Source organism: Collinsella sp. CLA-JM-H32B, assembly GCF_040098065.1.
Taxonomy (GTDB): domain Bacteria; phylum Actinomycetota; class Coriobacteriia; order Coriobacteriales; family Coriobacteriaceae; genus Collinsella.
Genome location: NZ_JBBNNA010000001.1, coordinates 240,129 through 251,948, shown reverse-complemented (window position 1 = coordinate 251,948; position 11,820 = coordinate 240,129). Strand labels below are relative to the sequence as shown.

The window sequence follows — 11,820 nt, the reverse complement described above, 5'->3', positions numbered from 1 at the left end:
CTACTCTTTATGGCTGCCACCTCCCCGCTTGATCAGGAGCGCGGCCACGATCAGTGCAGCTCCGGCGACCGCTGCGGCGGCCACGGCGTACATTGCCATATCGCCAGTCAAGGGCATAAAGCCTCCGGTGGTAATGCTAGGGGGCGTGCCGTTGGGCGTATTAATGATCGACGCCTCCAGGCTGCCCGTCGACCCGTCCGCGCTGTCGGCGCGCAGGGGCGACTCGGCCGTGATGGTGAGCTTGGGCTTGGCGGCGGCCACCTGGTCGACGTCCAGACCCTCGGCCTTGACCGTCACGGAGCGTGTGCCCTCAAAGGCGGTGTAGCCCTTGGGCGCCTTGAGTTCGCGGACCTCCAGCTTGCCCGAGTCCACGCCCGAGACGGCCACGCTACCGTCCTCGCCCGTGGTGACGGTGGCCTTACCCTCTGCATCCCACGTGCCGTCAGCCGCTAGCGTGCGGCCGCGGTCGTCGGCGATGTTCAGGACCGCCCCGGGCAGCGGCTTGTCGCCGTCGCTACCGCGCTTGGTGAGCGCGAGATCCCAGGTGTAGGCGCACGCATCGTCGCTCGGCGTGTGGGTGAAGCCGGCGTCGCCGGACTGGTCGGCAAAGGGAGAGCGCGGGTAGCGCAAGTAGACCTCGTTGGGGTTGCCCTTCGCGATGCCGTGGTTGCATGCGCTGTTGAGCGGCGCATTGTACACGGCGACCACGCGGGCACCCGCGGTGAAGGCGTCGGCCCCGCCGAGCGCGGCGATCAAGTCGGCGGTGCGCACGGTGAAGGTCTTGCCGTCGGCCGCTACCTTGGTGGCGCACTGGGCCGTGATATCGGTCCAGCCCTTCGCGGGGTCGGTGCCGACGCGGCCGTCCTTGTCGGCCGAAACGGTGTCGAAGCCGCCGTCCGTGCCCGCCGCCACGTACACGCGCATGCTCGCGGCGACCTTGGAGGGGTCGAGCCCCGCGCTCATGGTGTCGACGAACTGCACCGTATAGGTGTCGTAGGCCGTGAGGCCCGCCGGGACCGTGGCCGAGAGGCGCCAGTACAGGTCGTCGGCGACCGTGGCGTCGGCGGCCTTCTGCCAGGCGGCGGTGCTGTCCTCCAGCACGTGCTTTTGGACCTTGGGCGTCGCCGCCTTGGACTTGACGGTGACGGCGCTGCCGCCGACCAGGGCCATGATCGGCGCGGTGCCGACCTCGCCCTGAGCGATGGCGTCGTCGTCGGCGACGATGAGCCAGTAGCCACAGGACAGCTTGGCCGCCGTGCCCGCGTTAAGGGCCACGGGCACGGCGTCAGAGCTCTGGAGGGAACGAGCGAGCTGTGCGCTCAGCGCGCTCGTAAGGTGGGAATCGGTGTTGAGCCACTCGGCAGCTTCCTGTGCGGTGGCCTGGGAATTGGGCATGCCGGCGCTGTGCAGCACAGGCAGCGCGGCGTCGCGCACGGCGTCGCTTGCCCAGGCGAGGTCGGTGGCGATCTTGGCGTCGCTGTCGCCGTCGACGACGTTGGCGCTAAAGATCTGGTAGGCGTCGTAGCTGCGCGCCACGGTGCCTCTCACCGTGATGGAACCGGCCGAGGTCGGCACGGCCTGCGCGGAAGCGGGGAACACAACCGCGCAGGTGCCGATCAGGAGGGCAAGCAGCGCAAACAAGATCGGGAAGGAGCAAACTTTCTTATTCACGACACTCGCCTCCCTTCGCATTCGCCTTGCGACGAATGTGCATCCAGGCTGCAGCGACGCAAAGCACCGCCGCGCCGGCAAGGTACGTCAGGGTGACGCCCGACATACCAGAAAGGGGCAAAGAGGTGGAGTAGGTGTTGATGAAGGTGGGGGTGGACTTGGGCTTGGTAGTATCGGATCCATCGTTGTAATCCACGGGAGTCTGCTTGCCTTCGTCGATGGCATTACCGTCAGCATCCTTGATCTGGGTGTAGGTCACCTTCGTGGCAGTGATCGTGCCATCTTTCTGATCCGTCATCGTGACGTCAAGCTTATAGACCGACTGATCGAACTTGTAATGCGAGAAAATTGAGCTCTCATTCTTCTCGCGCACATAGTACGTGAAGGTTTTGGAACCATTTTCAAGGTTCTCGAGCTCATATGTCTTCGGCTTGAAATCGACCGTTCTCACATTATCGTTTTCGTCAGTGGGATTCGCGAGATCAATTGTTGCCGTTTCTGGTTTTTTGAAGTTCGGGTCGTCCTCGTTCGCGAGTTCGAATGAGAACGCCTTCATCTCGCCGCCATCAACCTTCTTGGTCACCTGAGGTGCCCAAGAGCCCGAGGTCCGGAGCTCATTCGTAAACGCAGGGTTGGAGTCGTTGCCGATTGTTACGGTCGAAACGGCACTGTCAGCTGAATCCCCAGTCCAGTTACAGAAGCCAGGTTTATTGCACTCCCTGAAGTCATTGTCACCTCTCTTTTTGACGGAGACTTCGGAAGCACCCGTATCGAGCACATAGCGATTGATATTAATTCCCATAAGATTGATCTTAACTGGCGTATCGCTTACTTTTACGTGAATTTTATAGATGGTCTCATCAAATATAGTGCCATCTTCATCGATAGGAACCTCAACCAGGTAGAGGTCGTAATTACCCGGCTGATACGCGGCCGTATCAATGACAATCTCTCCCGTCTTTCCCTCGTTATTAACGGTAAACTCAGGCGTCGCCACGCATCCGCTTGCCTGGAGCGTGTCGTTCGCATCCCAATACGGCTCCTCACCTGAACCGTCGGCTTTGCCCAACAGCTTGAACCTGTAGCCGTGGCCCGCGAGTCTTTGAGCTTCGCCGTCCTTCATGAGAACCTTGTTAGCCTTGACTTTGATTGCGGGATACACGTCCAGGGAAGTATCCTTACCGACCTCACCGACGATGAGGTTGCCGTTGGTCATGATGCCGCCGCCATGGGTATAGGAGTAGTTACCACTGATGACAGTAGTCGCAGCATTGTTGGCAGCAATCTTGGCGTCGTCAGTCGGATTTGCCTTAAGACCAAACATGTACTTGGCCTCAGCACCGCCATTGGGGTCGATGGAAATTTCTTCGCCGTCACAGGTACCTTTCCAGCCAGCGGAACCATTGCCGAGCATCTTGCCAAGCACGGCCGCGACCGTTTGCTGGCTGTCGTTCTTTCGCACGAGGAAAAAATCCTCGTGACCCGCTTTTTTAAAGGTCTCGGTAATGTATTCGCTTTGGCTATCCTCGTTCTTGCCATTGCCACCAGCAGAGGAATGCTCACCGTGGTCGGTGTTGGCATAGATTGCCGAACCATTAGTATGCGTCACAATCGTTTGACCGGTAGGACAAGCACCGATGCCACCACCCCAACCACCAGCGTCATTTTTGGTTATGAGCGCCATGCGAAGGTTGAGCGTACCAGCTGTCTGGACAAAGACTCCACCGCCACCCCAGTCGCCACCGCGACCGGTAGTGCTGCCCGTCATGGTCTTGTTGTTGGTGATGTAAACCTTGTTGGACGCACTTGCCGCCTCAATAACGCCGGTGGTACCGCTAGAAATACGGAGACCACCGCCCTCGGCATTGTCGGACGTATTGCCCGCTATGAAGCCGCCAGACATGGTGAAATTTATTCCCTGGTTGTAAAAACCAGCATAGATTCCACCGCCGGCCTCATGGGAGTAATTGGCAGTAACGGAGCCCCCCGTCATGGTCAGCTTGCCACCGTTTGTGCATGCAATGCCACCACCGCCGAGGAGACCGTTGTTGTAAAGGTTGCTACTTGTGATGCGAGCGTCGGCTCGGTTGTTAGTTATGCAGGCAGAACCACTGATGGTTACGGTTGAGCCCTTGGTATAAACACCGCCACCATAGCCGCCGTTGCCGGTGTTATCGCCATTGTTGATTTCATTGGCATACGTAGCATTGCCCGAGATGACACCGCCAGAGAGATTCAGTGTGGCGTCCTCAGCATAAATACCGCCACCAGCAGCGGCCTTGTTCGCGGCAATCACGCCGCGGGTCATGTTGACCGTGACTTTCGCGCCCACTACGCACAGGCCGCCGCCCCAGCCGCCACGCTGATGATTAAGATTCGCGCCAGTTATAAAACCGCCATTGATATTCACATGTGTTTCATTGCCTTTCCCCTCGGCAAAGATGATATGACCGTCGCCGGTCAAATCCCTCGGTGTCGTGATCATGCCTCCGTTGAGGTTAAGCGTACCGCCGTCCTCAACCGAAATGACTTGTTTGACCGAACCACTGTCGGATGCAGCAACGATTGCGCCGAAACCGCTGACGGTATGCTGAGTCGTGGTTTCAGCGGTGCCAAGGCCATCTGGTTTAGGCGCGCTCGTTGTTTCATAATAGGTTAGGCTCTGAGGAGCATCATTGGTCCATGCCATATTTGCAAGCTGGCCGGGGTTGTTGGTGACAGACGAAGTCGCATCGTTCACATTGGCAGAAGAGTCTTCAATGGTAAGCGTGACGCCATTCTGGACCACGATGAACGACTCCACCGAACCCGGACCGTGATAGAGCATGTTGCCGTTAAGATCGATGGTGGTGTCTGCGGTGATGGTGATCTGGCTATCTGACCAGGATTTATCACTCAAACGATACTTGCCGCCACTATCGAATGCATGGGCAACATTACCTTTTACCTCCTTATAGCCTTCGGCACTGACGGGAGCGATAGCGTTTTCGTCGCTATTTTCATTATCGGAAGGCTGTGCGTCGGAAGGCTGCTCGGCACCCTTGACTTCCGAGCCATCAGCAGTCGAGTCTGCTGCGACGGTGTCCTCGCTCGCGTCATTCTCAGCCTCGTCACTATTCAGCTTTTCGGTATCCCCATTGTTGGTGTTTTCTACATCAGTAGACTCACTTGAGGAACCCCCCCCCATCACAGTTTCTTCGGTAGAAACCGTCTGGGCATCGTTGGCAATGGCCTGCGAGATTGGAGGCATGACGAGCGACAGTACCAGGCTCAACACGGAGGCTCCGCACAAAACGCCTGCCAGTACACGGCGCGTCGCTTTTTTACTCTGCTTAGATTTGTCTGAATTCGCTTTCATCGATGTCTCCTCCCCAAGAGACCGCGATCTTGCTCTTTCCCTATCAAACGTATCAGCGCAATCTGTAATTGCGCACGCTTAGTAATGCTATTTTAATGATTGTTTAAACATCTGAGCAACAAATATCGACAGTTTTGTAGCGAGTTCTCAATTCTCTTGATAATTGTTCAGATTTGCCTTCGTTTATTCGCTATCTGTTTCTTGTTTCTACTGGTAATTAAGTTAGTTATCAGTTTTTTAATAGCATTTTATTTATTTGCACAACATTTTGCTCAAGAGCAAACATCCTGTGAACGGTCGAAAATCGACCGTGAGCGGTAGGTCATTAACCGGGAGGAATAGACTACCAAATTGATGGGAATATCTTTAGCTCATCGGTGGTTAGAAGCGTAATGTTCAGACAACGTTATTTTGATTCTCGCGCAGATTTTAGGCATCAATTCGCCCAAATCGCCTGAGACCACCACAAAGGTACCTGTCCCCTTTGCGGTGGTTCTGCCCCGGCGCTACAGCAGATGTTCCTCGATAAAGATCGCGATGCCGTCTTTGTCGTTGCTCGTGGTTACAAAATCAGCGGCGGCGCGGGTGGCGTCGCTGCCGTTTGCCATGGCCACGCCCACGCCGGCGTCGGCCACCATGCAGGTGTCGTTATCGGCATCGCCAAACACGCAAATGTTCTCAAGCTCCATGCCGTTGAGCTCCGCCACGCGCACAAGGCCGCGCGTCTTGGACACGCGCGGATCCATGAATTCGTAGAGTCGCTGCGTGGTCTGCAGAGCAGCCGCTTTAACGGTGTCGTCAGCGAACGTCGACGCTCGCTCGATGATCTGCGGCATCGCCTCGGGCGCCATGGTAAACATCACCTTGGTCTGCGGCTCGCGCAAAAACTCGGCAAAGTCGACCACCTTGTAGGGCACGCCGTCGACACGCGACAGGTGCTCGACGCATGCATTGCTCTCGGGCACATAGAGCACGCCGTCCCGAGGGCAAACGGGCGTTGCCGGCAGGTCTGCCATGTGCTCGCAGATGTGCGCGATGGTCTCGCCTGGCAGCGGGTAGCTCAGCTCATTGATGTCATGCGCACGGTCGATGACTTCGGCGCCGCCGCAGCCCACCAGCACGTCTACCAGGCCTTCGATACCCCAGAGCCCAAACATGGCCTCGGTCGCCTGGGCGTCGCGCCCGGTGCACAGGCCAAAGAGCACGCCGCGCTCGCGCAGGGCGCGGATCGCCGCCACGGTGCGCGGGGACACCGTGTGCTGGCTCGTGAGCAGCGTACCGTCGATATCGCAGAGTACGGCTTTAATGTGGCTGAAGGTGGCGTCCATGGGGGCCTTTCTGGGTTGTGCGGCGGTGCTGAATGTGGTCGGAAATGGTGTACATGGTATACCAAGGCGCGCACGGGGCGCTTTGGTGCAAAACTACCACAAAGGTGCCTGGCCCCTTTGTGGTGGCCGGACTCGCAGGATGGCCTGGCCCGGGGCGCAAACCATCACAACATTCGACGCTTTTCCGCAAAATCGCGATTTTCATCGAATGTTGTGATGGTTTTTTTACTGCTTTGCGGCACGATCCAAGTGCCAGCGACCAAACAGCAGCAACGCCGCGGGAACCGCCGTCACGACCATGCCCGCCCCGATGAGCGTCTGCTGCACACCAAACGTCGCCGCCAGCCACGGGGCAATCGCCAGCGGGGCCACGCCGGCGAACATGTTGCCAAAACCCATGACCGAGTTCACGCGACCGAGCTGCTCGAGCGGGGCCGTCGTTTGCACGATCGTGTTGTGGAGCGGGTTGACGACGCCCCAGGCCACGCCCAGGGCAATCTGGCCAATGAGCGCCACGCCCACATACGTTGTTCCCACGTAGAGCAGGCTTCCCAGGCCCACGGACATAAGCGCCGCGAGCAGCGTTTTGAGACTGACAAAGCGCGGCGGCAAGCGGAGCGCGAGGACAGCGCCCAGCACCGCGCCCACACCGCTGGCCGACGAGAGCCAGCCCATCCACTCAACACCGACGTGCAGGACATCGCGGTAGAAGAACGACTCCAGCGGGTCAAAGGCACCGTAGCCAAAGTTTGAAAGGAAAATAATGCAGAACAGCAGGGCGAGGACGCTGTTGGTAAAGACCGTCTTGATACTGGTCACGAAAGTGACGCGGGTGGATTTATTGGAGTCGGAGCTTTGATTGGCAGTACTTGCCGTTGTGCTGCTATCTGCGGGAGCACTTTCGCGCGCGGCGACGCGACCTGTTTGCGGCCTAAAGCCCCAACCGGTGACGAGCGCCAGTACGGCAAAGATCATCATGAGCAAAAACACCGCACGTGACGATGCAGCCGCCGCGACAAAGCCGCCCAGCGTGGGGCCAACGACGATGCTCACGTTTGAGAGCATGGCGATGGCAGAGTTGATGTCTTTGAGCTCGACGGGATCGTCGGTGAGATAGGCCGGATAGGACGTGGCGATGGGCTGGGCGAATCCCATCACAAAGCCCAGGAGTACCGCGCCGGCAAGGACTGTGCTGGTCGCGCTGCCAAAGGCGAGGATTGCCGCGCCGGTTGCCAACGTGCCGACGATACTCGCCCGGAAATGCCGGCACGGACCCCAAGCGTCGAGCACTGCGCCGCCCGCAAAGGACCCCAGGATCACAAATACATTCATAAAGAGGACGGCCAGCGATGTCGCGACGACCGAAGCGCCGTCCGCATAGGTGAGCGTTCCGATGACGCCGATAAAGTAGCTGGTCTGGAAGCCGGTGTAGATGAGAAAGCGCATCGCCACCAGGTGCTTAGCCTGCGCGGACAGCGAAGGGTGAGGTTTTGAGAGAAGAGATACGAGCATGGAGACTCCTCGTTTCATACGAATACGGGCGGTGGACATTCGCCACCGTCTGTCAAATCAATCTATCCGCATGAAACATTAAGGACGCATCGAGCCCCTTCTCTCCGTTTTTCGCTCAGCGTGAACTACTTGGTAGATTGTAAGGCATGCCCCACACATCTACTAAAACAAAAACCACCATAAAGGTGCCTGGCCCCTTTGTGGTGGAAATGACGTTTGCCCAGATAAAACCTGCCAAAATAAACCTGTCCCTTTTTGGCAGGTTTTAGGACAAGTGGTCTTGGATGAGGTCGCAGATGGCTCGGGCGTCGTTGATGTTGATGGCTCGGGTCGCGAAGCCGGCGTCGAAGGCCTGACGCGCCAGGGCTTCGTTGCAGGCAAGGGCCAGCGTGTGGCCATCGACCAGGTCGAGCGAGCTCTTGCCGCGCAGACGGTCGACACCCGATCGCGCGACCACGATGTTGTCGAAGCCCTCGGTCTTGTAGCCCTCGATAATCACCACGTCGACATCGTTGTAGCGCGACAGCAGCTCGCGCGCGGGCATCTCGTCCTCCTCGCGCGTATCGGCATACTCCGCCCAGCGTGTGGCGCAGATAAGGCCCACGTGCTTGGATCCGGCCTGGTGATGGCGCCAGGTGTCCTTAGCGGGCACATCGATATCAAAGCCGTGGTGCCCGTGATGCTTGAGTGAGCCCACGCGCAGGCCGCGGCGGGTGAGCTCGGCGATAACCTTCTCGACGAGCGTGGTCTTGCCCGAGTTTTGGTAGCCGATAAACGCGATCGCGGGGACGGATGGTGTCGGAGCTACGGGCGCGGGGGCAGCAACAGGCCCGTTCGCGGGCGCGGCGCCGTCGGCAGCGGCGGCTTCGGCAGCAGCAACCTGGCGCTCTGCACGATCCCACACGCCCGATCGGCCGCCCTCCTTGTGCAGCAGGCGCACGTCGACAATCTCCATACCGCGATCGACGGCCTTGCACATGTCATAGATCGTTAGACACGCGGCACTCGCGCCGGTCAACGCCTCCATCTCGATACCCGTCTTGCCCGTCACGCCCGCCGTGACCAGTACGTGAAAGCCAACCTGCCCGTCCGCGCGCGCCGGCGCCCAGCCCTCGGGCACGTTCTCGACAGGCGTCCCCGCCGGAGCGATGGGCTTGATATCGCACTTACTCTTGGTAATGAGCAACGGATGGCACATGGGGATGATGTCACTCGTGCGCTTGATGGCCATAATGCCCGCCACGCGCGCGCAGGCAAGCACGTCGCCCTTCTTGGCGCGGTCCTGCAGCACCATGGCCTGCGTCTCGGGATGCATGAGGATAGTGCCCTCGGCGATAGCAATGCGATGGGTCTCGGCCTTGTCGGACACGTCGACCATGCGCACCTCGCCCTTGGCGTCCACGTGCGTCAGCTCGTCGCGACGGGCGTCGCGGGCGGGCTCGGTAGCAGCACTGGCAGACGGCTGCGCACCTGTAACGACATCGCTGGCCGCAGCCGTGACTTTGTGGGCAGACATCGCGGCCCTGCGAGCGGCCTTGGTGGCATCGGCGTACCTGCTCTTGGCCATATGATCATCCTCCGATTTGGGACATAAATCGTTGCGTGCCCTCAATTATCGCGTGTTCCTGCGGTTTGTGGGCCACGGCATCGCGCCAAATCGAAAGCACCTGCATATCATCACCACGGCGCAGCGCCTCGCGCACCGAATACTCGGCATCGCTGAACAGGCACGGACGCACGTTACCGTCGGCCGTCAGGCGCAGACGGTTGCAGCTCGCGCAAAAATGATTGGACATGGCGCTGATAAAGCCGACCGTTCCCGCCGCGCCCGGAAAGCGCCAATAGCGCGCGGGGCCCGCGCCGGCAGGAGCGTCGTTGATGTCGAGCGGTTCAAGCTCGCCCAGCCCCGTCGCGGCGACCCCGGCATTGATGCGCGCCCGCAGCTCGTCACTCGGCACGGTATCACTCGCGTCCCACAGCTCGGGATTGAGCGCGGGCGCGTGAGGGTCTACGGAACAATGCGAGCTCGTGTGTTCGTCGCCGATGGGCATGTATTCGATAAAGCGCAGGTGGATGGGGCGGTCAAGCGTAAGCCGCGCGAGGGCTGCCACATCCTGGTTGAGCCGGCGCACAACAACGCAGTTGACCTTAACGGGCTCAAAGCCCCAAGCCAGCGCCGCGTCGATGCCAGCCATGGTCTGTTCGAGCCGGCCCAGACGCGTGATCTTTCCAAACAGCGTAGGGTCGAGCGTGTCGAGCGAGATGTTGACGCGGTTAAGACCGGCGTCTTTGAGCTGCGGCGCCAGCTTGGGCAGCAGGGCGCCATTGGTGGTGAGCGAAATGTCCTCGATCTGCGGAATCGCGCGGATGTCGCGAATGAGCGGAATAATACGGCGGCTGACCAGCGGCTCACCACCCGTCAGGCGCACGCGGCGAATGCCCTCCCCCGCCACCAGGCGCACAAAGCGGGCGATTTCCTCGGCGCTGAGCAGCTCGTCGTGCGCACGGGGCGCCACGCCATCGGCTGGCATGCAGTAAATGCAGCGGAAATTGCACTTGTCGGTAACGGCAATGCGCAGGTAATTAATGTCGCGGCCAAAACCGTCATGTTGCACGTGCCCGCCCACGCAGCCCTCCCCTCACGCGGCGTTTTATTCTTCGGAAAACATAATACCCCACGAGAGAATCATGCCGACACCCGTACGACAGGACAGGTCGCTTCGAGCAAGACCGGCTTTCCAAGCCCATCCTCAGCACAAACCATCACAACATTCGATGCTTTTCCCGTTTTTGGCAAAAAACGTCGAATGTTGTGATGGTTTGCCTGCCCACGGCACCCCGCAGTAGGACCGAAGCGCCCCTAAAGGCCGCCGTCCCAGTGCCGAATCACGAATTCTCGCAGATCGTTCTGCCGTTTCTGGAACGCTTCGCTTCGGTCGCACTTGAGACCCATAGCGAGCGCGATGGCATTCATCGCCCGATGCAATTGCAGTTGATGGGCAAACTGAGTCCCGGTGAGGACGATCATCCTAAAGCCCAGCGCGCTCAGCACGGCCATACGCTCCGCATCCGACGCGCTGCGCTGTTTATCAAGATGGTCCGAGCCGTTGTACTCAATCCCCGTACCGCTCGCAGGCGCATATACGTCGATTTCGAAATACCCAGCCTTTGCGAGATACTTGAACTCGTTGGGAACATCGACCCGATGGTTGAGCTCGATCTTGGCGTATCCCAGCCCTCCCTGGGAACGTTTTGCTACGACCATGATTGCGGTGGCCGTCTCCATGGGCGACCGCGCGCCATCGTGCACGCGCTTGAGCACGGCGGCCGCGCGTATGGCCCCCTGACGAGATCGGTTCTCATTGCAATAAGCAATCAAATCGGCGACGGTATACCTCTGCCCCATCTCGATATAATCGCCTGTCGACAGATGATTCAAATGGTATCGGGCGCAGATTTCATACCCATATTCCAGCTGCTCGGGCTCACTCATCCACGAGCCCGCTTGGACAAAGCACATGGCCTCATCAACCACTAGAAGGCCCTCTGCCACCTCGATAAGATGGCCTGGAGGTACCGGCGCCCCAAACACGTGACACCTAAATCCAGCCGGCGTCGAGCGCTCAAAATCGAAGTTGACGAGCGCATCGATATGATCGAGCTCTTCTCGTGGAATACCAAGCGAAACCAGATAGTCGGTAACGATTCCAACTGCCGCTGAAGCCCTCAGTCCCTTGGCATCGAGCCCCAATTTGGGCAGGCACGCGGTCGGTTCCGCCTCGCTAGCAAGCGAGTCCTCATCGTATAGGCTGCTTGCTCGCGAGAGCGGCTCGGACGGGCGCGCCACGTTGTGGTACAGCCAGGCAGTCTTATGGGACAGGACGATCGGCAGGTCCATGAGCCCTCCAATGGAGTCGGATAACCAGCCTTATTCCCCTGCCCACGGGTCCG

General features: G+C 59.3%; 7 protein-coding genes. All 7 read right to left on the bottom strand.

The features are described 5' to 3' along the window. Window positions 1-1,671, bottom strand: a complete 1,671-nt coding sequence (locus AAA138_RS01025; RefSeq protein ID WP_349089228.1) for an isopeptide-forming domain-containing fimbrial protein — start codon at window positions 1,669-1,671, stop codon at window positions 1-3. Further along, window positions 1,664-5,029: an FctA domain-containing protein gene (locus tag AAA138_RS01020; RefSeq protein ID WP_349089227.1), complete on the bottom strand. Its 3,366-nt coding sequence runs from the start codon at window positions 5,027-5,029 to the stop codon at window positions 1,664-1,666. The genes AAA138_RS01025 and AAA138_RS01020 overlap by 8 nt, the downstream gene beginning before the upstream one ends. Window positions 5,030-5,535: 506 nt before the next feature. Continuing rightward, window positions 5,536-6,357: an HAD family hydrolase gene (locus AAA138_RS01015; RefSeq protein WP_349089226.1), complete on the bottom strand. Its 822-nt coding sequence runs from the start codon at window positions 6,355-6,357 to the stop codon at window positions 5,536-5,538. Window positions 6,358-6,582: 225 nt separating this feature from the next. Beyond that, window positions 6,583-7,869 carry an MFS transporter gene (locus AAA138_RS01010; protein WP_349089225.1) on the bottom strand — a complete coding sequence of 429 codons (1,287 nt, stop codon included), beginning with the start codon at window positions 7,867-7,869 and terminating at the stop codon, window positions 6,583-6,585. Window positions 7,870-8,134: 265 nt separating this feature from the next. After that, window positions 8,135-9,436: a cyclic pyranopterin monophosphate synthase MoaC gene (moaC, locus tag AAA138_RS01005; RefSeq protein WP_349089224.1), complete on the bottom strand. Its 1,302-nt coding sequence runs from the start codon at window positions 9,434-9,436 to the stop codon at window positions 8,135-8,137. Between the two features lie 4 nt (window positions 9,437-9,440). Next, window positions 9,441-10,484 carry a GTP 3',8-cyclase MoaA gene (moaA, locus tag AAA138_RS01000; protein WP_349089223.1) on the bottom strand — a complete coding sequence of 348 codons (1,044 nt, stop codon included), beginning with the start codon at window positions 10,482-10,484 and terminating at the stop codon, window positions 9,441-9,443. Between the two features lie 245 nt (window positions 10,485-10,729). Then, complete coding sequence (locus AAA138_RS00995; protein ID WP_349089222.1) at window positions 10,730-11,767, bottom strand: hypothetical protein; 1,038 nt, start codon at window positions 11,765-11,767, stop codon at window positions 10,730-10,732. Between the last annotated feature and the right edge of the window lie 53 nt (window positions 11,768-11,820).

Excerpts from the sequence above, each read along its gene's own strand:
- moaC (WP_349089224.1), bottom strand. The coding sequence starts at position 9,436 with ATGGCCAAGAGCAGGTACGCCGATGCCACCAAGGCCGCTCGCAGGGCC.
- AAA138_RS00995 (WP_349089222.1), bottom strand. The coding sequence starts at position 11,767 with ATGGACCTGCCGATCGTCCTGTCCCATAAGACTGCCTGGCTGTACCAC.
- AAA138_RS01010 (WP_349089225.1), bottom strand. The coding sequence starts at position 7,869 with ATGCTCGTATCTCTTCTCTCAAAACCTCACCCTTCGCTGTCCGCGCAG.
- AAA138_RS01020 (WP_349089227.1), bottom strand. The coding sequence starts at position 5,029 with ATGAAAGCGAATTCAGACAAATCTAAGCAGAGTAAAAAAGCGACGCGC.
- AAA138_RS01015 (WP_349089226.1), bottom strand. The coding sequence starts at position 6,357 with ATGGACGCCACCTTCAGCCACATTAAAGCCGTACTCTGCGATATCGAC.